General features: G+C 62.7%; 17 protein-coding genes and 1 tRNA gene. 8 read left to right on the plus strand and 10 right to left on the minus strand.

Translation table 11 applies throughout. From position 1 onward, the window contains the following. Positions 1-39 precede the first annotated feature (39 nt). A complete protein-coding gene (locus ACTHXA_RS12390; protein ID WP_441672818.1) occupies positions 40-2,220 on the plus strand; it encodes an Hsp70 family protein in 2,181 nt (726 codons plus the stop codon). Further along, a complete protein-coding gene (locus tag ACTHXA_RS12395) occupies positions 2,217-3,677 on the plus strand; it encodes a dynamin family protein (protein ID WP_441672819.1) in 1,461 nt (486 codons plus the stop codon). Before ACTHXA_RS12390 ends, ACTHXA_RS12395 begins: the two co-directional genes overlap by 4 nt. A gap of 57 nt (positions 3,678-3,734) precedes the next feature. On the opposite strand, the gene ACTHXA_RS12400 is transcribed toward ACTHXA_RS12395, so the two are convergent. From ACTHXA_RS12400 to ACTHXA_RS12415, 4 genes are all read right to left on the minus strand, one after another. After that, positions 3,735-4,454, minus strand: a complete 720-nt coding sequence (locus tag ACTHXA_RS12400; protein ID WP_441672821.1) for a hypothetical protein — start codon at positions 4,452-4,454, stop codon at positions 3,735-3,737. Positions 4,455-4,549: 95 nt separating this feature from the next. Continuing rightward, positions 4,550-6,010 carry a hypothetical protein gene (locus ACTHXA_RS12405; protein ID WP_441672823.1) on the minus strand — a complete coding sequence of 487 codons (1,461 nt, stop codon included), beginning with the start codon at positions 6,008-6,010 and terminating at the stop codon, positions 4,550-4,552. A gap of 103 nt (positions 6,011-6,113) precedes the next feature. Next, entirely contained in the window at positions 6,114-7,115 is a 1,002-nt protein-coding gene (locus ACTHXA_RS12410) for a hypothetical protein (protein WP_441672825.1), read from the minus strand. Between the two features lie 109 nt (positions 7,116-7,224). Continuing rightward, a complete protein-coding gene (locus tag ACTHXA_RS12415; RefSeq protein ID WP_441672826.1) occupies positions 7,225-8,100 on the minus strand; it encodes a hypothetical protein in 876 nt (291 codons plus the stop codon). 221 nt (positions 8,101-8,321) lie between these two features. Between ACTHXA_RS12415 and ACTHXA_RS12420 the strand changes: the two genes are divergently transcribed. Beyond that, positions 8,322-8,870, plus strand: a complete 549-nt coding sequence (locus tag ACTHXA_RS12420) for an RNA polymerase sigma factor (RefSeq protein ID WP_441672828.1) — start codon at positions 8,322-8,324, stop codon at positions 8,868-8,870. Here ACTHXA_RS12420 and ACTHXA_RS12425 read toward each other — a convergent pair. Then, on the minus strand, positions 8,862-11,561 hold the full coding sequence (locus ACTHXA_RS12425) for a cation-translocating P-type ATPase (RefSeq protein WP_441672829.1): 2,700 nt from the start codon (positions 11,559-11,561) through the stop codon (positions 8,862-8,864). The two genes, ACTHXA_RS12420 and ACTHXA_RS12425, sit on opposite strands and share 9 nt — an antisense overlap. Before the next feature lie 71 nt (positions 11,562-11,632). Between ACTHXA_RS12425 and ACTHXA_RS12430 the strand changes: the two genes are divergently transcribed. Next, on the plus strand, positions 11,633-12,229 hold the full coding sequence (locus ACTHXA_RS12430; protein ID WP_441672830.1) for a phosphoribosylanthranilate isomerase: 597 nt from the start codon (positions 11,633-11,635) through the stop codon (positions 12,227-12,229). Here the strand turns inward: ACTHXA_RS12430 and ACTHXA_RS12435 are convergent, their stop codons facing one another. Together ACTHXA_RS12435 and ACTHXA_RS12440 are read right to left on the minus strand one after the other, a co-directional pair. Next, on the minus strand, positions 12,230-12,826 hold the full coding sequence (locus ACTHXA_RS12435; protein ID WP_441672832.1) for a hypothetical protein: 597 nt from the start codon (positions 12,824-12,826) through the stop codon (positions 12,230-12,232). Next, positions 12,823-14,100: an alpha-amylase family glycosyl hydrolase gene (locus tag ACTHXA_RS12440; protein WP_441672834.1), complete on the minus strand. Its 1,278-nt coding sequence runs from the start codon at positions 14,098-14,100 to the stop codon at positions 12,823-12,825. Before ACTHXA_RS12440 ends, ACTHXA_RS12435 begins: the two co-directional genes overlap by 4 nt. Positions 14,101-14,210: 110 nt before the next feature. On the opposite strand from ACTHXA_RS12440, the gene ACTHXA_RS12445 reads away from it, so the two are divergent. Then, the gene (locus ACTHXA_RS12445) at positions 14,211-14,645 is read left to right on the plus strand and encodes a hypothetical protein (protein ID WP_441672836.1); all 435 of its coding nucleotides are present in this window, start codon (positions 14,211-14,213) and stop codon (positions 14,643-14,645) included. A gap of 30 nt (positions 14,646-14,675) precedes the next feature. Here the strand turns inward: ACTHXA_RS12445 and erm are convergent, their stop codons facing one another. The 3 genes from erm to ACTHXA_RS12460 form a co-directional block, all read right to left on the minus strand. After that, positions 14,676-15,443, minus strand: a complete 768-nt coding sequence (gene erm / locus ACTHXA_RS12450; protein WP_441672838.1) for a 23S ribosomal RNA methyltransferase Erm — start codon at positions 15,441-15,443, stop codon at positions 14,676-14,678. 208 nt (positions 15,444-15,651) lie between these two features. After that, entirely contained in the window at positions 15,652-17,487 is a 1,836-nt protein-coding gene (locus tag ACTHXA_RS12455) for an ABC-F family ATP-binding cassette domain-containing protein (protein ID WP_441672840.1), read from the minus strand. A 3-nt stretch (positions 17,488-17,490) separates the two neighbouring features. Continuing rightward, a complete protein-coding gene (locus ACTHXA_RS12460; RefSeq protein ID WP_441672842.1) occupies positions 17,491-18,006 on the minus strand; it encodes a MarR family winged helix-turn-helix transcriptional regulator in 516 nt (171 codons plus the stop codon). 78 nt (positions 18,007-18,084) lie between these two features. On the opposite strand from ACTHXA_RS12460, the gene ACTHXA_RS12465 reads away from it, so the two are divergent. From ACTHXA_RS12465 to ACTHXA_RS12475, 3 genes are all read left to right on the plus strand, one after another. After that, positions 18,085-18,156: transfer RNA gene (locus ACTHXA_RS12465), tRNA-Gln, on the plus strand. A gap of 32 nt (positions 18,157-18,188) precedes the next feature. Beyond that, positions 18,189-19,637: a bifunctional UDP-N-acetylglucosamine diphosphorylase/glucosamine-1-phosphate N-acetyltransferase GlmU gene (gene glmU, locus ACTHXA_RS12470; protein WP_441672844.1), complete on the plus strand. Its 1,449-nt coding sequence runs from the start codon at positions 18,189-18,191 to the stop codon at positions 19,635-19,637. Between the two features lie 68 nt (positions 19,638-19,705). After that, positions 19,706-20,686 (plus strand): ribose-phosphate diphosphokinase, encoded by a 981-nt coding sequence (locus ACTHXA_RS12475; RefSeq protein WP_441672846.1) that lies wholly within the window; start codon positions 19,706-19,708, stop codon positions 20,684-20,686. Positions 20,687-20,736: the final 50 nt, after the last annotated feature.

A 20,736-nucleotide genomic window follows, 5' to 3' on the forward strand; every position in this document is an offset into this window, starting at 1 on the left:
GTCTTCAATCCGTAATTTCACCCGATAGGAATAGTGCATATGGCCTGGCGCCTCTCAATCGACTTCGGCACGTCGAATACCGCCGCTGCCATCGATGCGCAGGGTGCGGTCCGCCCCATTTCGCTCAGCGAGTCGGGCACGTCGATGCCATCGGCGATCGTGCTGACACCGAATGGATTCCGAGTCGGTGAAGAAGCGGTCAACGCCCAGCTGCGCCACCCGGATGGGTTCGAACGGTCACCGAAGATGCTCGTCGGCCGCGGTGAAGTGGTGCTTGCCGGTGAAATTGTCAGCCCGAACGATATTGTGCGGGAGATTTACTCGTATGTGCGCGCCGCAGCGCTGCGGCGTCAGGATGGTAGCCCGCCTGCAGAAGTATGGCTCACCCACCCCGTTGCGTGGGCACCCTCCCAGATTGAAGCACTTCGCGAAGGTGCCGTCGCAGCCGGATTCTCGGCTGACTCCATCCGCACCGTCAACGAACCAATCGCCGCCGCTGCGCACTACGCCCGCAATCACCGGGCAGCTCCCGGCTCACGCGTTGCCGTATTCGACTTCGGTGGTGGCACGCTCGACCTCGCGGTGCTCGAGCGCGCACCGCAGCTTCCCGAGGGCTACCGCGTGCTCGCCTACGGCGGTGACCCCGTTCTGGGTGGTCGCACCTTCGATGCGCGACTGCTCGACTGGGCGCTGGAAACCCTCGCTCGGCGCGGCCACTCGGAGCTTGCGGACCGCCTCCACCGGCCCAAGACCATGTCGGAGTTGCGCGCGCAGACCACGCTAAGCCGCGCGGTTACGGCAGCGAAAATCGAACTCTCGACCCGCCCCGACGCCGATATCGCGGTGAGCCTTGGCGAAGATGATGCCGTCGTCACCATCACCCGCAAGGAATACGAGCGACTCATCGCGGATGACCTTGACCGCGCCGGCAAACTCACCACCGATGTGTTCAATCAGGTGACCGGCCCCAAACCAGAGGTGCTCTACCTCACCGGTGGTTCCTCGCGCACCCCTGCAATCAGCCACATGATTCGGGAACGCACCGGCATTCGCATCGCGACGCTCGATGACCCCAAGCTCGTGGTTGCCGAAGGTGCACTGCACGTGGCGCCGATTGGCGCCGTTCGCGCAGCACAGCCACTCAAGCCTTCGACTCCCGCACCAAGTCAGCCGGCCGTGCCACCGCAACCGGCCCCGCCAATGCCTCCCGGAGCCACCGGCCCGCTCCCCGGAATGGGACGAAACGCGGGTGCCGCGCGGCCGCAGTCGGCACCGCCTACCGCGCCGTTTTCGCCGGGATCCACTCCCGGCCGCGGACCAAACCCCGGCGCAGGTCCCGGTGCGCGTCCCGCCGCGGGACCGGCACAAACCTCTGCAATGCCGCGACCGCTCGCGGGCCAGCAAGGTCCCCAGCAGGCACCACCGAGAGGTGCACAGCCCCCGGGCGGGTACCCACCGTCCCAAGCCGGGCGGCCGCCAGCACCACGTCCGTCCGGACCTTCCGGCCCACCCACACAGCAGTACGGTGTGGCGGCCAACGCCTCCGCATCGGCCGCCGGTAAACCGAAGAAAAAGTCCCGCCGCGGCCTGCTCATTGGTGGCATTATCGGCGCGGTGGTGCTTGTCGGTGGGGCGATTATGGGCGGGATCGCCCTCGCAAACAACAACAACCAGGTTGGTGAAGACGGCCCAACACAGACACCGTATGACGACGAAGAAGTCGTAGTCGCATCCGGACCAATCGACTGCTGGAACGGCGAAGAAGCAGCCGAGGGCGAGAACTGTGCCGAACTCACGGGCCAGGAAGCACTCGACTGGCTCGTCACGTTTGACGGCGCCTCCTGCGAACCGGTCTCCGGCGACGACACCCAGAAGGTGTGCAGCTGGTACGACCGACCCAATAGCCACGTCTACGTAATGGAATTCTCCTCCTACGATGACGCTGTTGGATACGCCGAAAACCTGTACTCCTCGGATCCCGGCGATTGGTCGATCGAGGGCGAAACCGCGGGGCCGCACTACGAGGGTGAGTTCACCGACGGTGAAGGCGGCTACTCGCACGTCTACCTCTACGATGGCTTGCCCTACGGCATGTTCGTGCGCCTCGACAACGACCCCGGCCACGGCAACCACGACGATATCGACGACTTCAGTAGCCGTTTCACCATGCGACCGCACGGTGAAGTAGAGCACGCAGTGGAGACAACTCGGCGGGTATGAGCGGGTCGATAGAAACCAGTCAGGGGATGCGCCGGGCCATTCTTGAGCTCTGTGACGCCTTCGACCGACTCGATCGGCCCGGAACCGGCCGGACCACGGACCTCGTCCGCCGTTCACTCGACGAGACGATTCGTCTCGCGGTCGTGGGCCGCGTGAAGGCCGGAAAATCAACCCTCGTCAATGCCCTGGTGGGCCGCGTGGTGGCACCCACCGCGGCAGTGGAATGTACAAAGGTCACCACCCACTACACCTTTGGCGGTCCGGAACGCGGCGAGGTATTCACCCGCGACGGCAAGCGCATCCCCTTCGATTTGCACAACGGCTGCCTCCCGGAACGACTCCCGGTACCGCCCGAGCACGTACAGCACGCGGTTGTCTACCTGCAGTCAGAAGTTCTGCGTGACATGACGCTGATTGACACGCCGGGCGTCGCGACCACGACGACCTCGCACGAGGATGCGACCCGCCGCACGGTGCTCGGCCACGAGGGCGTGCGCGCCGCGGATGCGCTGCTGTGTGTGTTCCACGACATGCCGATGCGTGACGATATGGACTTTCTACGCGAGTGGGCTTCCGTCACCAACACGCCTGCGGAAGCGGCCTCGCACGCGATCGGTGTGCTGACGCACGCGGATACCTTCGGTGGCTCGCCGTGGGGCGAAGCGGACCCGCTCGACTTGGCCCGCGAGGGCGCGAGCAAGTTCGCCCAGCAGCACGGCGCACATCTCGGTAATGTCATCGCGGTCGCCGGAAACATGGCACAGGCTGCACGCGCCGGTCTCGTCCGCGAACATGACGCTTCGATGCTCGGCCAACTCACGGACGTTGATGAGCTCGATCTGGAACTTCGTGACCCGAACTTCCTCGGAGAACTTGCCCCGGGCATCCTCAACCTCGAGGTGTCTCGACTCGCCGAACTCATTGGCGAATACGGCATTCGTTTTGGTCGCGAACAGGCCCGGCAGGGTGCGCGTGCGTTGAGCGACTGGCTCGTGCGCTCCTCGGGGATCGATGATCTGCGACGAGCACTGGCGGTGCGATATGTCGGCCGCTACTCGCACGTCAAGACGCGTCGCGCGATGGAGCGCCTGCAGCGACTGGCCTGGTCGAATGGCGCCCCACCGCCGTTGCGAGGTTTTGTCGCCGAGGCAAAATTGAAGCCCGAACTGCATCCTCTGCAGGAACTGGATGCGCTGGAGCGCTTGGCTGCGGTCGAACCGAATCACCCGTTGGTCGGGATGCTCGACCGCCAGCTCTCCGGACGAAACGACGCGGAGCGGCTCGCGCTTTCGCCCGCGAGTACACCGGACCAGCTGCGGCAGCAAGCGCTCACGTGGAGTATGGAAGCGCGCAGGGCTTCCGTGGTGGAGCCGTACCCCGAGCGGCAGAATGCCTATAACGTGCTCGACCGGTCGTTCACGCTGCTCGCGATGAAACTAGGACGGGCTGCCCGCTAGTCGCGAGCAGCCCGTGTGGTTGGCAGCGTTCTTGTTGCTGGCCCGATGCCGGTGGCCTTAGAACATGTCGGCGTCGATGCCGTGGGTGCCAAGTTCGTCGCCGTCAATACCGTCTGAGTCGATCCCGCCTGAGTCGATGCCGTCTGAGTCGATACCTTCGGCGTCAAGCGCGTCGGCGTCGAGATTGTCGGCGTCAAGCGCATCCGTATCGACACCGCTGCCGTCGAGCGCGTCCTGACCGAAACCGGAGTCCGCGAGCGCTGTGTCGTCGAGCGCTGTGTCGTTGATGGCGCCGTCGTTACTACCTGCTTCGTCAAACCCGAGGCTCTCCCAGGACTCGGATGCGCTGGCTGGCGCAGCAGTGAGGTCATCCATGTCGATCGTGTCGCTATCGGTGCTGGCAGCCGTGTCGGTGTCGGCATCTACGGTGCCGGAACTGTCGCTGCTTTCGGCCTGCGAGTCCGAGGTTGCCTCCGCATCCGCCTCATCAGGGTCAATGATGGCGTCATCATCGGTATCAGTGTCGGTCTCGGTCGGAGTTCCGGCCTGGCCAACGCCACCGTCTGCGCCCTCGAGATCCGGTGCGTAGCCCTCCGCATCGATCGTGTCGTCGGCGCTCTCGGGCGAGTCGAATACATCCACGATGTTGTCGGCGAATCCCGGGGGAGCCTCGAATGCTGACTGCAGCATTTGGCCCCACTGATCGTCGCCGAGGGCAGGCGCGGTCCCGAGCAGCGGTTCTTCTGCTGCAGTGGGGTTGCTGTTGTCGCTAACCATGTTCGAAGCTCCTGACTGGTCTAAATTCTATTGCGGAAGTGTTGCCGGGCGAACCGGTATGCGGGTCACCCGGCAACACACATCGTGGGGCTGGCTTAGGCGGTGTAGTCGATGTTGCCATCGCCGTCCGTGTCGAAGGCGTCGAGTTCGCCGTCGCCGTCGGTGTCGTAGGAGTCGAGTATGCCGTCGCCGTCGGTGTCGTGCCCCGACATGTCGTACACGCCGTCACCGTCGGTGTCCATGAAGATCGAGTCGACGTAGCCGTCACCGTTGAGGTCGGAGACGATGGTGTCGATCTGGCCGTCACCGTCGACGTCGAACTCGATGGATTCGTTCACACCGTCGCCGTCCAGGTCGATCGTGGCCTCGCCGAGGTCGGTCATGTTGTTCGACGTGCCGCCGTTGGCGTCGGTCGCACCGCTGTTCGTCGCACCTGAGTCGCTCGAGCTGTTGTCGATCTCGGTCGCCGAGCCGCTGTCAGTCGACACTCCGCCGTCGGTGGATGCGCCACTCATTTCGGTGGCCTCGTCGAGGATGCCGTCGCCGTCGGTGTCGGTGGCGTAGACGTCGTAGGTGCCGTCGCCGTCGAGGTCGATGATGGCTTCGTCGATCAGTCCGTCGCCATCGGTGTCGGTGCCGAAGGTGTCGTCCACGCCGTCACCGTCAAGGTCGAAGTAGCCCGAGTCGTTCACGCCGTCGCCGTCGGAGTCGTAGGTGAGCTCACCCGAGTCGTACTGCGTTTCGTAGGAACCGGAGTTGTCCACCTGGGTTGCACCGGAGTCGTTAGTTGCCGAGTCTTCGGTCACGGGAGGAACGCCGCCGTCGGCGGAGCTGCCTTCGTCAACACCGGGGCCGCTGACCTGCTCGAGCTCGCCGTCGCCGTCTGCATCGGTGTAGAGCGTTTCGAAGGTGCCGTCGCCGTCCGAGTCAATGTAGATGTCGTCCGAGGTGCCGTCCTGGTCGTAGTCGTAGTCGATGTAGTCGACGTTGCCGTCGCCATCGGTGTCAACCATGATCGTCTCGGGGTAGCCATCGCCGTCGGCGTCGACGAGGGTGGTCTCTTCGTAACCGTCGCCGTCCATGTCTTCGGTGGTCACACCATCCATCGAGGCCCCGGAGTTGCCGTCGTTGCCGGCGGGGTCGGAGGACACGGGGTTCGTGGTCTCGGTCGGCGCGTCAGTGTCAGTCGGCGCAGTCTCGCTCGGAGCGGTGCTGCCGGTACCTTCTTCGATGCTGCCGTCTTCGTTCATCGTGTAGGTCGAATCGGCGTAGCCGTCGCCGTCTTCGTTCATCGTGTAGGTCGAATCGGCGTAGCCGTCGCCGTCTTCGTCAACGAGGACTGTGTCAGGGGAGCCATCGTTGTCGGTGTCGAGGAGCGTGGTTTCGGCATAACCGTCACCGTCGGTGTCAACCACGGCGTAGTCGGTAACGCCGTCGCCGTCCTGGTCAAATTTCATACCGTCGACAACACCATCGCCATCAGCGTCTACAGTCTGTGCGTCGGTGATGCCGTCCTGGTTGAGGTCGAGGGACTCGTTGGGCTGGTACGTGGTCATGTCGAAATCCTTAGCTCGTCGCGATTGGTTCGTATATTGGATGCGCGGGACGGGAAGAAAGTTCCCGTCCCGCGCAATCTTTTTTCAACTTTTCGGTTTTGACCTAGTAGCTGGCGTCGACAGCGCCTCCATCGGCGTCAAGGTCGGTGTAGACGGTGTCGAGTTCGCCGTCGCCATCGGTGTCGACGTAGGCGGTGTCGTACTCGCCGTCGCCGTCGGTGTCCTGGTAGACCACTTCGGCAAGTCCGTCGCCGTCGAAGTCGCTGCCGAGGGAGTCCACCACGCCGTCACCGTCGAGGTCCACGTAGGTTGACTCGTTGATGCCGTCGCCGTCGAGGTCGAACTGGTTGCCGGTTTCCGGGCTGTCGATCGTCGGTTCCTCGGTGAGGTCAACTTCGGTTTCCTGAACGCCGTCCCCGTCGGTGTCGACGTAGGCGGTGTCGAGAACGCCGTCGCCATCGGTGTCGCGGATTGTGGTGTCCACGTAGCCGTCGCCGTTCGTGTCAGCTTCGACGTAGTCGATCGTGCCGTCCATGTCGGTGTCGACTGCCTGGATGTCGACGTAGCCGTCACCGTCAGTGTCAACGAGTACCTCGTCAGCGACGCCGTCGCCGTCGTGGTCGATGTGCGTGGTGTCGACGTAGCCGTCACCGTCGGTGTCGTAGTCGGTGATGTCGACGATGCCGTCGCCGTCAACGTCGTACTCTGCCGAGGAGTCGTACACGGTGGGCTCGAGGTCTTCGGCGGTAATTGGGCCTGCCGTGGGGTTCGTGCTGAGGTCCACGGCGGTGTCGACGTAGCCGTCGCCATCGGTGTCGATGTAGGCGGTGTCAGTGATGCTGTCGCCGTCCTCATCGACCACTGCGGTCTCGGCGTAGCCGTCACCGTCGGTGTCCACGAATAGGGTGTTGGTACCGCTGGATTCCGAGCCGCTCGCGTCTGCCTCGGGAGCGGTGCTCTCCGTGGTCGTGTCTTCGGTGGTGGTGTCTTCGGTCGAGGTCTCGCTCTCGGGAATTGGCTGCGATTCCGTGGTGTCGGTGTCTTCCTGCGGGGCGCCAGCGCCGTCGGTGGTCTGGAACTGGAAGGGGCTGTCGTTGGTGCTCATGGCGGTGAGTCCTTTCGGGTGTTGTTTTCGTAGCGGTGGGGTTTGGGGTATTCAGTAGTTAGATGCGCTGACCCGCTCGAAAGTTCCCGAAGCCGGTCTGCTATTTCGACTAGAAGTCGACGGGCGTGTCGCCGATGCCGTCACCGTCGGTGTCAGCAAGGTAGTCATCAATTACACCGTCATCATCTGAGTCGGTGCCGAAGACGTCGTAGACGCCGTCACCGTCGGTGTCGATCGAAACCGAGTCGGCGAGTCCATCACCGTCAATGTCGGTGAGCAGGGCGTCGTTTACGCCGTCACCGTCGATGTCCACCTCGGCGGAGTCGTTGATGCCGTCGCCGTCGCTGTCGATGGTTGCGGCACCCTCGTAGTAGGTGGAGTCCGGGGTTTCGGTGTAGTCGATCTCGTCGGCCGGGGTGCTGCCACCGTCGGTGGGCGGAATTGGCTGGCTGTCGCCGGTGTTGCCGACAGGCTGGCCGTCGCCGACGGTGCCGTCGTTATCGACCTCGGGTGCGACGGTGTTTTCTGAGTCACCCACTGGGGCGCTGTTTGAGTGTGAGGAATCGACCTGCTGCGAGTAGTAGTCGCCGTCTGCCGAGGAGTAGGTGTCCGCGTAGGTGTCGCCATCGGTGTCGATGTTGGCCTGGTCGAGCTGGCCGTCGCCGTCGGTGTCGTACATCGTGGTGTCGATGATGCCGTCGCCGTCCGTGTCGACATCGGCGTAGTCCATCACGCCGTCGCCATCGGTGTCGATGAACCGAGCGTCGAGGTAGCCGTCGCCGTCAAGGTCGGAGTAGATGTTGTCGACCTGGCCGTCGCCATCGGTGTCGTAGTGAATTTCGTCGACCTTGCCGTCGCCGTCCACGTCGTACTCGATGGCGTCAATGATGCCGTCGCCGTCAGTGTCAAATGCTTCCGAGTTCGCGAAGCCCTGGGTTGCGTCGGTCGATGGTGCGTCGTTCGATACGGGCTGGTTCGTAGTCATTGTTCGGATGTTCCTTCCGGTACAGCGTTCATGATGTCGATAGTTGGATGCATCGAGTGTGCATAAAGTTCCCGAGAGTTCGAGAAATTTTTGAGTCATCCTCTGGCCGTATTCCGGAGCTCCCGAATCCCTTTGATTAAGGCGCAGGCGTTACCATCCATGAGATGCGTGCCTCGCACGCGTGGACCTACTGATCACGGCAACTTTTTTTTGGAGGCGATGTGGCGTCTGCCGCCGACGAACGAGAGTTGCTCGCGCGAGCGAAGCAGGGGGACCGGCGCGCGTTTGACGCATTGCTCAAGCCCTATCGGGATCGGCTTTGGGCGACCTGTTTACGCACCACCGAGCACCGCGCGGATGCGGAAGATGCCTTGCAGGATGCGCTCATCGCCATTTGGCAGAACCTGCCAAAGTTCCGTGGCGAAGCATCCATCGGTACCTGGGCGTTCCGGATTGCCACCAATGCGGCACTCGCGGTGATTCGCAAGCGCCGCGAGGTGACCGTTGGTGAAGATGAACAGGCACAGTCGGTCTTCGAACCGGATGATCCGGGAAACGACTTTGCCGAGGACCACGAGATCCGAGACACGGTGCAGCTTGCGCTCTCGAAACTGAGCGAGGATTTCCGCGTGGCACTCGTCCTGCGCGAATACGGCGACTACACCTACGAGCAGATTGCGGAGTACCAAAAAGTGCCGGTACAGACCGTGCGCTCGCGGTTGAACCGCGGTCGTAAGCAACTCAAAGAAGCACTGCTCGAACTACAGTGAGCGCGCCGCGAGTCGTCTTCGGATGAACTTGTCGATTTCGACGAGCACGAGGACGGTGGCTCCCACGGCGGTACAGAACATCCATTCGTTGAAGCTCAGTGGATGCAGGCCAATCAAGTTGGCGGAGACCGGCCACACCGTTGCGCCCCACTGCAGTACGAGCGCCACAATTGCCGAGATCAGCAGCAGCGGATTGCCAAACGGATTCAGCGTGAACAGCGACTGCCGTTCGGAGCGAGCGTTGAAGACCTGGAAGAAATTGAACATCACCATCGTGATCAGCGCGAGGGTGCGGGCGTGTTCGATCGGGAGACCGGAACTGTGCGCGAGTCGGTACACGATCAGCGTGCCCACGCCCATCCAGATGCCGGTGATTGCGGTGCGCAGCCACATGGTTCCGTCGAGTACGCCTTCAGATTTTGGCCGCGGCCGCTGCGTGAGTTCATCGCCCTCACCCTTTTCGAAGGACAGCGCAATGTCCTGGATGCCGTTGGTCACCACGTTCATCAGCAGCAGCATCGCGGGCAGAAAGATCAGCGGCAGGTCAGTAAAGGTATTGACCGCAACGGCGAGCAGTGCCGCGATCGCGTTGGAGAGTAAGAAGAACGTGGCCTTACGGATGGACGCGAAGGTGACTCGACCCTGACGGACGGCTTCGACAATGGTCACGAAATTGTCGTCGGTGAGGACCACATCGGCGGATTCGCGGGCCACGTCGGTGCCGGATTCACCCATGGCTACACCAATTGATGCTGCCTTCAGTGCGGGAGCGTCATTCACCCCGTCGCCGGTTATCGCGACCGTCTGGTCGACGCCCTGGAGTACTTTCACGATCCGCAGTTTGTCCTGCGGGCTCATCCGTGCCGCAACCGAGGTGCGCCTGAGTCGGTCGATGAGCTCAAGATCGCCAAGTTCGGACATCTGTGCCCCGGTAAGCGGTTCGAGCCCGCCCGCGAGTCCGAGCCGCTTACCAATCGCGTGTGCGGTCGCGGGGTGGTCGCCGGTGATCATCATGACGTGGATGCCAGCGCTCCGGCAATCGGCGATCGCCTGTTGGACTCCTGGCCGCGGAGGATCCATCATCCCCTGGAGTCCCGTGAGCGTGAGACCTCGCGGCTGCGGGAGCGAACGGCCCCGGAGCGCCTCGAAATCTGCAGCGTCGAGGGTTGCGGATGCCGTTGCGATGACCCGCAACCCCTGATCAGCCATCTCGGCATTCGCGCGATCGACCGTGCGGCGATCGAAGGGCACAGCACCATCGGCGGTGGCTAGGAACTCGCAGAAACCCGCGATAGTTTCGGGAGCACCCTTCACATGCAGCACGTACTCATCGCCTTCCAGGTAGACCGCTTGGGAATACGCGAGCTCGGGCTCATAGGGCATCTCCGCAACCGCCTGGCTGCTACGTTCCGCTTCGCTGAGGGCACCCGCCTGGACCGCGACCGAAGCCATGGCGACATCGACCGCATCCCCAAAGAGCGCATCCGTGTCGTCCTCATCGCCCGGCTTGTGGGCGGCTTCGTTGGCGAGTGCGCCGGTGCGCAGCGCCGAGCGTTGCAAGTCGGTCAAGGGGGATGGCGTGGCAGTGGCTGAAGATGAACCCGCTGCGGGGGCTACCCCCGACTTGTCGAATGAATGCACGTTGCCGTCGGGGGTCCAGAGCTGTTCGACGGTCATTCGATTGACGGTGAGCGTACCGGTCTTGTCGGAACCGATGATGGTGGTGGAACCAAGCGTTTCGACACTTTGAAGTTTTCGCACCACGGCGTTGTGTTTCGCCATTCGGGAGACGCCCACGCCCATCGCCACTGACAGCACGATTGGCAGTGCCTCGGGCATTGCGGAGACGATCAGCGCGACGGTCGTGCGAAACGCTTCCGACACCGCCGTACCGATGAGAATGCTCGCGATAAAGAGGAGGGACGCAATCCCGATGACGGCACCGCCGATGAACTTCTCGAGCCGGTCGGTGAGAATCTCGAGTGGCGTCTTGGCGCCGTCGCCTTGGACGAGTTCTGAGATTTCGCCGAGTTCGGTGTTGGTTCCCGTGGCCACGACCAGTGCGGTCGCTCGACCGGAGACGACGAGCGTGCCGGAGAAACACATATTGACGCGGTCACCCATGGGGGTGTTGGCCGCCACGAGCGTGTCGCGCTTGCTGCTGGGAAGGCTCTCGCCCGTGAGCATGGACTCGTCGATCTGCAGTCCGTTCGCGTCAACGAGTCGGAGGTCGGCCGGTACCTTGTCGCCCGACTCGAGCTTCACCGTGTCACCCGGGACCAGGACCGCGGCGTCAATGCGCTCGGTTCCCTCGGCGCGGACCACGGTTGCCTCCGTGGTGTTGAGCTGTTGCAGCGCGCGCACATCGGAGTCAGCCTTACGTTCTTGCCAAAACCCGATGATCGCGTTGAGCGTCAGCGTGAAGAGGATGACGATGGTGTCGAACCACTCCTGCAGCAGCATCGTGATCACTGCGGCGAGGAGCAGAAAGAGAATCATCGGCGAGCGAAACTGGCGCAGGAACACGAGATACCAGGGGTCGCGGCCCTTGGTTTGGAGCTCATTTCGACCGTGGACAGCGAGACGTTGCTCGACCTCGGCGCTGCTCAGACCCGCAACCGGAGCTGCCAGTTCATCGCGGACTTGGGAACTTTTAACGGTGTGCCAGTGTGTTTTCACCGGGTCTGCCACTCTTGCTCACTCGCCTTCGTGTCGTGCTCGCGGATACTGTCCAGTGTATTGATGCTCGATAAGATCTGTATATGTTTGTGAAGATATGCGGCCTCAAGACCATCGGCGACGTCAACGCGGTCAAAGAAGCCGGGGCCGATGCGATGGGCGTTGTGCTGAGCAGTACGAGCCCTCGTGCAGTTTCGATCGATCATGCACGCCAGCTGGTTGCTGCCGGCGGCGATACCCTCACGACGGTAGTGGTGGTGCACGACCTCACGATCGACGAGGCCATCGACGCCGCGCAGAACATCGGCGTGGATGTCTTGCAGCTGCACGACTACAGCGAAGCAGATACCCGTCGAGCGGTAGCCGTCGACGGTCTACAGGTCTGGCGCGCGACCTCCGCATCCCGGGGACCCGCCGAAGTGGGTGCATTCGGTGAGGATGCGCTGCTGCTCGACTCAAACACCCCCGGCTCGGGGGTTCCCTGGGATCTCAGCAGCCTCGCGACCCGTCCCGAGGGTCACTGGCTCCTCGCGGGTGGGCTAAACCCGGAGAATGTTGCTGAGGCTGTCGCGACCGCGGCTCCATGGGGTGTCGATGTCTCGAGCGGAGTCGAAGCGACCCGGGGAATAAAAGACCACGAGCGCATCCGACGCTTCGTGGCGGCGGCGCGTCTCAAGTAATCAGGTTCTACTCGCAGCTTTTGAGACCGCCGCGATGAGCTCACCAAGACCGGGCTCTTCCACGGGAAAGTGGCCGCATTCGCGGAGCATGATCAACTCTGTGGGTGCGCCGATGCGCTCGAGAAATCTGGTGCTGAGCGACGGTGGGGTCCACGCATCCTCGGCCGGATGGAGCAGCGCGACTGGAGTCCGCGAATACTCGGGACGGGCATGTCGAAACTGCAGAAACGAGGTCAGGAAACCGATCGGCACTCTTGTGGCACCGCCCTGCGGGTCGGATGCGCAGAGGCGTGAAAGCTCGGGGTCGCGACTCATTTTTGAAAGGTTGGCGAGCCAGTGCATGGGAATCTTGATTCGCGAGATCGGTCCCGCCGCGAGTGTTGCAAGCGGCCACAGTGCTTCGCCGTGCGCCCCGGCCCCGTGAACCACGAGCACGCGTGCCGCGGATTCCGGTCGGCGTGCTCGCAGGATGCGGATCTCATGTTCCCGCCACCGCCAGCACGTGATTTCGGGTGGGAATGCCGCCGCGATTTCTTGCCGCGCCTCCGGCAAGAACCGCGCATAGAGATTCTCGGTCACGGTGGCGCGGGAACTCATCCCGTGGCCGACTCGATGCGCCAGCCGTGCGGTGCGACCGTGTCCGGAGTTGCGCGGGTCGCGTCATCCTCTTCGAGAGTCGCGCCGGGGCCGATCGGCATCGACTCTTCGCTGAGGTTCAGGGTCGCGACCAGCGCATCCGAACCCGCGGCCAGCCGGATGCGCAACCGCTCGTTCTCAACCTCCAGCACCTCGGTCGTGGCCGAATGCAGCCACGCGTGGCGACGGCGAAGTCCGAGCAGCCGTCGGTGTAGCGCGAGGATATGTTCTTCGCGATCCGATAGCTCAGTGGGGGATGCGGGGAACTCGGGCCGAATCGAATCATCGCCGCCGAAGCGCTCCTCCTTGACCGCGCGCATCCCGAATTCATCGCCCGCATACACCGTCGGGGTGCCGCCGAGCAGGGACAGCAGCACAATCGCGTGTTCGAGGTGCCGCGCATTCGCAATCTGGCTCGCTATGCGCGTGACATCGTGATTGCCGACGAAGGTCGCCGGAATGAAGGTCTCGAGCATTTCGTTGTGGCGCGTGAGCGACCACGCGAGCTCGTGAAAATTGCGGTCACTAATGCTCGACCAAATCGCCTTCCACAGTTCGTACTGCGTGACGGTATCGGCAGTGCTGGCCGTCACGAATTCCGGATAGTCTCCGTGAATCACTTCCGCTTCGAACCACACCTCCGGATGCGTACGGCGCACCTCGGGAAGCACCTTCGCCCAAAATTCGGGAGGCACCGCATAGGCCGCATCGAGCCGCCAAGAATCCACGCCGCGATCGAGCCAGTGCCGCATGACGCCGATGACGTACTCCTGCACTTCGGTGCGGTTGTGATCGAGGGTGAGCAAAATGTCGTGTCCTTCAAACGGCACCGGGTGATCGTCGATTTCGAGCAACCAGCCGGACTCCACCGCGATGTGGCGACGGCTCACATGATTGAACACGCCGTCGAGCTGAATGCGCAGGCCGCGCGAGCGTGCTTCGGCCACGAGCCGATCAAAATCAGCATCCTCGCCCAATCGAGAATCAAGCTGGTAGTGATCGACCGTGTCGTAGCCGTGGGATTCTGATGCGAATATCGGGCCGAGGGCGATCCCGGATGCGCCGAGTTCGACGACATGGTCAAGCCAGCCCAGGATGCGACTCAACCGATGTTCGTTCGGCAAGACCGCGCCGGTGGGCGGCTCGGGGACCGCACCAACGAATCCGAGCGGATACAGTCGCCACCAGATTGCGTGGTGGACCCAGTCGGGCTCGGGGGTGCGCTCATTGTCCATCCGGCAGAGGGTACGCGAATAACTTCGGCGCATCCGCAAAGAGGCGGGCGCTCAGCTTCTCGTCGAGAACTGTCATTTTGTAGTCAGGAACGGTTTGATTTGATGCTGTTATGACATTTGCGCACACCCAGACCCGAAAAATTCTTGGCGTTGCGGCTGCCGCGTCAATCGTTGCTGTCCTCGCCGGTTGTGCACAGGAAAGTGCTGAAGAGGTTTCGGACCGATTCAATTCGATGGAAGAAATTCCCGGTGAGGCGAATAGCCAAACCACCATCGATAGTGACGGCGCTGGGACGATTTGGGCGCTGGTTCGCGGAGACGATTTATCGGGTGTCCAACCCGAAGGTTGCACAATCGACGGCACCGCGCTGACGGCAGCGCCCGAAGACCTCAATATGCCTGAACCGAGCGACTTGGGCGCCCCGGGTGAATCGCAGACCATGATGGCATTCGCCGCTACTGAGGTGGCTGAAGCGGGGACCTACACACTGGAATGCAATCTGGATGCCGAGGCGCTGTTGTTCCTGTTCGAACCATTGGCGTAGTAGCGGGGGCGCCAGGTCAATCGCTCGCCGTCATGACCGTCTCCGCACGCCCTGCCAAATCGTGGCCCACTGCTCGGGCCGGACATCCTTGGGGAGGCTTCGTTTGCTTACATCGGCGCGCTCAAGGATTCGCGAAGCGTTCTCGCGCTTCGTCCCGGAAGCTTGCTGAATCACGCGCGAGAGCGTTCCGCCCCGACCGGTGAACACCTTGCGGACGAATCCCTCATAGGCTTTGCGTTCTCGGGTAGGAACCAGCGGCGATTCTCGTCGTTCGATCATTAGAAGTCCACCATCCACACTCGGCTGCGGTGTGAATCCTCTCGCGGGAACCCGGCCACGGAGTTGAAACGAGAACCACGGCGCCGACTGTGCGGTCAGCAGCGTGCCGCCGCCGACCCCGGCACGCTTCCGGGCGACCTCCCACTGCGTCAGCAGGACGGCGTGCCGCCACGTTCCCACCGTGAGTAATCGCCGCAGGATCGGTGTGGTGATGTGGAATGGGATGTTTCCCACGACGACGGAAGCGGTGAGCGGATGCCGCAAGATATCGGCGTGCTCCACGACGATTCCCGGGAGGGACCGTTGCAAGCGAGCCACCCGGTGTTCATCGATCTCGATCGCGGTGAGCTCGCGACCGAGGCGAGCGAGTGGGCGGGTGAGCGCGCCGTCACCGGCGCCAATCTCGAGAATTGTGCCGCGGGTTTCGGCGACGAGACTCATGATCTTGTCGATAGTCGGTTGATGATGAAGAAAGTTCTGGCCGAGCTCGTGTCGGCCACCATGAATTGAACGGGGCATTGATGCGCTCCAGAAGAAGAGTGGAGCGCCTCGAAGGCGAGGTTCGATGAAGATCGCCGGTCCGAGGCGCAAAGGTCAACTCGGAAACGGCGCGCTGGTGTGCTGTCAGGTACCGTCGCGCCGTTAGGCGGAACGGATCCGGAACATTGCCTGAATACCCATGTCGGCCAGCCTATCGGACCTGGAACAGCAGCAAAACCCAGGCCTGCTACTCAAGCGCTTCCGACAACTCCAGCCAGCGCTCTTCTAGCTCCGCCACCTCATCCTCGAGCGCGGTGATCTTCGCCATCTCCTCGTTCAAACGCTCGTAGTTGCTTTGGTCGAGGTTGGCGAGGCCGTCGCGGCCTTCCGCAGCCTCACGCTGCAGCTTCGTCATCTTGCGTTCGACTGCAGCAAGCTCCTTCTCGGCTGCCCGCAGTTCGGCGCCGGAGAGCACCGGCGACCTGCCCGCATCTGCGCCGGCTGCATCCGATCCGGCCGCATCCGATCCGCCTGAATGCGCGGTCTGCTTTGCCGATGGTTCCTGGGCCGAGGCGTTGTCCTGCGCATCCCGCAGCCGCAAATACTCATCCACGCCACCCGGAAGGTGCCGGAAGCCGCCGCCGATCACCGCGTACTGCTGATCGGTAACGCGCTCGAGCAGATAACGGTCGTGCGAGACCACCAGTAGCGTGCCGGGCCAGGTATCGAGAAGGTCTTCCATGGCCGCGAGCATGTCGGTGTCGAGGTCGTTGGTGGGCTCGTCAAGGATGAGCACGTTCGGTTCTTCGAGCAGGATCAGCAGCAGCTGCAATCGGCGGCGCTGACCTCCGGAAAGATCCTTCACCGGAGTCTGGAGTTGCGCCGAAGTGAATCCCAGTCGTTCCAGCAGCATGGAGGGGGAGAGTTCCTGCCCTGCGGCCTGATAACTCTTCTTCTGTCGCGCGAGAATCTCGTGGACCTTGTCGTTCTCGACCTCTTTGAGCTCCGCGAGTTGCTGCGTGAGTTTCGCGATCTTCACGGTCTTACCGTGCTTGACACGACCGGTCGTCGGCTCGAGATCGCCGGATACGAGATCCAGCAGCGTGGATTTTCCCGCACCGTTCACGCCGAGAATTCCGGAGCGCTCGCCCGGTGCGATCCGCCATGTGACATCCGAAAAGACCTCGTGGTCGCCGTAGGTCACCCCCACGTCGATGAGGTCAACCACATCCTTACCCAATCGGGCGGTGGCGAGCTGCGTCAACTCGATTTCATTGCGCACCGGTGGTTCATTGGCGATGAGTTCGTTCGCGGCCTCAATCCGGAACTTCGGCTTCGCAGTTCTCGCGGGCGCGCCACGGCGCAGCCACGCGAGTTCCTTCTTCATCAGGTTTTGGCGCTTCTGCTCAACAACCGCGGCTTGACGGTCGCGCTCAACGCGCTGCAAAATATAGGCCGCGTAACCGCCCTCGAAGGGCTCGAGGATGCGGTCGTGGACCTCCCAAGTCGTGTTGCAGACGGCATCGAGGAACCATCGGTCGTGGGTGACCACCACGAGCGCGCCAGCATCGCGGGACCACCGACTATTGAGGTGCTTCGCGAGCCACGAGACACCCTCGATATCGAGGTGGTTCGTCGGCTCATCGAGCAGCAGAATGTCCCAGTCGCCAATGAGCAGCTGTGCCAAGGCGACCCGACGGCGCTGGCCACCGGAGAGATCCCCGACCAGCGCATCCCAAGACAAATCGGCAGCGAGACCGCGCACAATATCGCGGATCTTTGGTTCACCAGCCCACTCATACTCTGGGATGTCACCGACGATTGCCTGCCCAACCGTGAGCGCCGGGTCGACCGTATCGCCCTGGTCGAGCATCCCGATCGTGGTGCCGCCTCGAACGGTGACCTGGCCGGAATCCGGTTCGATTCGGCCCGCAATGATTTTCATGAGGGTGGACTTACCGTCGCCATTGCGGCCGACGATGCCGATTCGCTCACCCTCGCCAATGCCAATCGTGATGTTCTCGAACACGACTTTCGTCGGATACTCGAGCGAAATCTTCTCTGCACCGAGCAGATGTGCCATGAACTAACGCTCCGTTTCTGACTCGCCCATATGAATGGCGAGCACGCGCAGGCCGCGCGAAAGTGCGTCAACATCATCCCGGTCCACGCCCGCGAGCAGTGCCTCTTCTTCAAGCAGCAGGATGTCGATTGCCTTGTCCACGATCTCCGACCCGAGCGCCGTGATCCGAACGAGGATGCTGCGGCCATCGGCAGGGTCGTCTTCGCGCGTGACGAGGCCGCGCCGGACGAGTCGGTCAATGCGATTGGTCATCGTGCCCGAGGAGACGAGGTTGCTGGCGAGCAACTGCTTTGGAGTCAGCGCGAAGGGCTCGCCGGAGCGTCGCAGGGCCGAGAGCACGTCGAATTCCGAGGGCTCGAGTCCCGCCTGGGCAAAGGACTGACGGCGAAGCAGGTCGAGCTGTTTCGCAATCCGCTTAATGCGCGAGAAAACTTCAAGCGGGGTCGCGTCGAGATCGGAGCGGACGGTGGACCACTCACGAACGATCGCATCGACCGCATCGTTTTCTGGCGTAGACATACCTTTCATTATTGCGCAGTTGACGGTTTTCGCGCGTACCACCTCGAAAGTCATGGCAGACTAGGGGAGTCAAATTTTTCCTCCTTGGTGTAATGGCAGCACGACAGCCTTTGGAGCTGTTAGGTCCAGGTTCGAGTCCTGGGGGAGGAGCGCGATCCCGCGGCCGCCGATCTGGAGGACTTGTGAACGACAACAATCTCGCCATCATCATCCTGGCCGCTGGCCAAGGCACTCGAATGAAGTCGAAGACCCCGAAGGTGCTCCATTCGCTCGGTGGCATCCCGCTGATCGGTCACGTGCTCCGCACCTCCGCAGCGCTGGAACCAACCCACACGGTTGCGGTGGTTCGTCACGAGCGCACGAAGGTGGTGGATGCGATCCAGGCGCTTTCGCCCGAGGTCATCATCGCCGACCAGGACGAGGTCCCCGGCACCGGCCGTGCGGTCGAGGCGGGGCTGGATGCGCTGCCGGCAGATTTCGACGGCGATATTGTCGTGCTTTCGGGCGACGTGCCCCTGCTCGACTCGGTGACGGTACGTCGCCTCATTGACACGCACCGCGAGCAGCGCGACGACCTCACGCTCCTGAGTGCGTTCTACGATGACCCCACCGGCTTCGGCCGCATCGTTCGCGGCGGCGACGGCAGCTTTGACTCGATCATTGAGCACAAGGACGCCTCGGACGAGCAGCGACGCATTAATGAGATCAACGCCGGCGTCTACGCATTTTCAGTGGCGGCCTGCCGTGCTGCACTGGACAAGATCGCGCAGGCAAACGCGCAGGGCGAGAAGTACCTCACCGACACCGCCGAAATCATCAAGCGAGACGGCGGCCGCATCGAAGCAATTGGTGTGACCGACCCGTGGCTCGTCCAGGGCATCAACGATCGCGCGCAACTCGGTGCGACGGCCCGCGAATATAACCGCCGCATCCTGAACCAGTGGATGCGCGATGGCGTCACGATCGTTGACCCGGACACCACCATCATCGACGCCGATGTCACGATTGCGCCGGATGTGGAGATCCTGCCGGGCACGCAGCTTCGCGGTGCGACCACGATCGCCGAGGATGCGGTGATCGGCCCCGATACGACCCTCGTCGACTGCGAGGTCGGTGCGGGCGCCACGGTAAAGCGCACCGACGCCACGCTCTCCGTGATCGGCGCGAATGCGACGATCGGTCCGTGGAGCTACCTTCGCGCCAACTCGGTGATCGGTGAGGGTGGCAAGGTGGGCACCTTTGTGGAGACGAAGAACTCTACGCTCGGTGTGGGTACCAAGGTGCCGCACCTGTCCTACGTCGGCGACGCGGAAATTGGTGACGGCACGAATCTCGGTGCCGGGACGATTACCGCCAACTATGACGGGCAGAAGAAGCACCGCACCGTGGTCGGCCGCGATGTCAAGATCGGTTCCGACAACGTGCTCATCGCGCCGATCACCATCGGTGACGGCGTGTACTCGGGTGCGGGCACCGCAATCCGCAAGGACGTACCCGCTGGTGCGCTGGCAATCACTGTCGCACCGCAGCGCAACGTCGAAGGCTGGACGCTCAAGAACCGCCCCGGTACTGCGGCCGCCACTGCCGCTGAAGCCGCAGGAACTTCGTCGGCACCTGAGGGTGACGAATAAGAGTACGCTGAACGCGAGAGTTCAGACTTAACTGTTACGCAACACAGACGAACACAAAGGCGGTATCGGTGTCAGGTATTTCCCACCCGGGTGAAAAGCGAATGGTCCTTGTTACTGGACGGGCTTACCCAGAGCTCGCACACGCGGTAGCCAAGGATCTCGGCACCGAAGTCCTTGAAACGGAGACTCGCACCTTTGCGAACGGCGAGATCTACGCGCGCTACAGCGAGTCGGTTCGCGGTGCGGATGCGTTCGTGATCCAGTCGCACACCGACGGCATCAACGAGTGGGTGATGGAGCAGCTCATCATGGTGGATGCGCTCAAGCGCGCCTCGGCGAAGCGCATCACCGTGATCATGCCGTGCTATCCGTACTCCCGTCAGGACAAGAAGGGCCGCGGTCGCGAGCCGATCTCGGCCCGACTCATTGCCGATATCTTCAAGACCGCCGGCGCGGACCGGATCATGTCGGTTGACCTCCACGCCTCGCAGATCCAGGGCTTTTTCGATGGCCCGGTCGACCACCTTTTCGCGATGCCGGTGTTGATGGAGTACTTCAAGGACAAGTTCGGCGATGACCCGAACCTCACCGTGGTCTCCCCGGACATGGGCCGCGTTCGAGTTGCTGACCGCTGGTCGGACAGCCTCGGATCGCCGCTCGCCATCATCCACAAGCGCCGCGACCCTTCGGTTGCGAACGAGGTGTCGGTGCACGAGATCGTCGGTAACGTGGAAGGCCGCACCTGCCTGATGGTGGACGACCTCATCGACACCGGTGGCACGATCATGAAAGCCGCCGAAGCGCTCAAGGCTAACGGCGCCGCTAAGGTCGTTGTTGCCGCCACCCACCCCGTGTTCTCGGGACCGGCGAAAGAGCGCCTCACCTGTCCAGCTATCGACGAGGTTGTCGTCACTGACACGCTGCCGGTTCCCGCGGAGAAGCAGTTCGATTCGCTGACCGTCCTGCCGATCGCGCCGCTGCTCGCTCGCGCGATTCACGAAGTCTTCGAGGATGGTTCGGTCACCTCGATGTTCGACGGCGCCGCCTAGGTGTTCTTCCCACTGACGTTGTGGACACGGTCGATGGGTGATTTGCCTCG

The sequence above is a fragment of the Gulosibacter sp. genome, assembly GCF_052090685.1.
Taxonomy (GTDB): Bacteria; Actinomycetota; Actinomycetes; order Actinomycetales; family Microbacteriaceae; genus Gulosibacter.

What these genes read in the sequence shown, in the direction of transcription:
- ACTHXA_RS12435 (WP_441672832.1), bottom strand. Translation starts at nt 12,826, where the DNA reads ATGAGTTCCCGCGCCACCGTGACCGAGAATCTCTATGCGCGGTTCTTG.
- ACTHXA_RS12460 (WP_441672842.1), bottom strand. Translation starts at nt 18,006, where the DNA reads ATGTCTACGCCAGAAAACGATGCGGTCGATGCGATCGTTCGTGAGTGG.
- ACTHXA_RS12430 (WP_441672830.1), top strand. Translation starts at nt 11,633, where the DNA reads ATGTTTGTGAAGATATGCGGCCTCAAGACCATCGGCGACGTCAACGCG.
- ACTHXA_RS12415 (WP_441672826.1), bottom strand. Translation starts at nt 8,100, where the DNA reads ATGACTACGAACCAGCCCGTATCGAACGACGCACCATCGACCGACGCA.
- ACTHXA_RS12445 (WP_441672836.1), top strand. Translation starts at nt 14,211, where the DNA reads ATGACATTTGCGCACACCCAGACCCGAAAAATTCTTGGCGTTGCGGCT.
- ACTHXA_RS12440 (WP_441672834.1), bottom strand. Translation starts at nt 14,100, where the DNA reads ATGGACAATGAGCGCACCCCCGAGCCCGACTGGGTCCACCACGCAATC.
- ACTHXA_RS12395 (WP_441672819.1), top strand. Translation starts at nt 2,217, where the DNA reads ATGAGCGGGTCGATAGAAACCAGTCAGGGGATGCGCCGGGCCATTCTT.
- ACTHXA_RS12405 (WP_441672823.1), bottom strand. Translation starts at nt 6,010, where the DNA reads ATGACCACGTACCAGCCCAACGAGTCCCTCGACCTCAACCAGGACGGC.
- erm (WP_441672838.1), bottom strand. Translation starts at nt 15,443, where the DNA reads ATGCCCCGTTCAATTCATGGTGGCCGACACGAGCTCGGCCAGAACTTT.
- ACTHXA_RS12390 (WP_441672818.1), top strand. Translation starts at nt 40, where the DNA reads ATGGCCTGGCGCCTCTCAATCGACTTCGGCACGTCGAATACCGCCGCT.
- ACTHXA_RS12410 (WP_441672825.1), bottom strand. Translation starts at nt 7,115, where the DNA reads ATGAGCACCAACGACAGCCCCTTCCAGTTCCAGACCACCGACGGCGCT.
- ACTHXA_RS12455 (WP_441672840.1), bottom strand. Translation starts at nt 17,487, where the DNA reads ATGGCACATCTGCTCGGTGCAGAGAAGATTTCGCTCGAGTATCCGACG.
- ACTHXA_RS12400 (WP_441672821.1), bottom strand. Translation starts at nt 4,454, where the DNA reads ATGGTTAGCGACAACAGCAACCCCACTGCAGCAGAAGAACCGCTGCTC.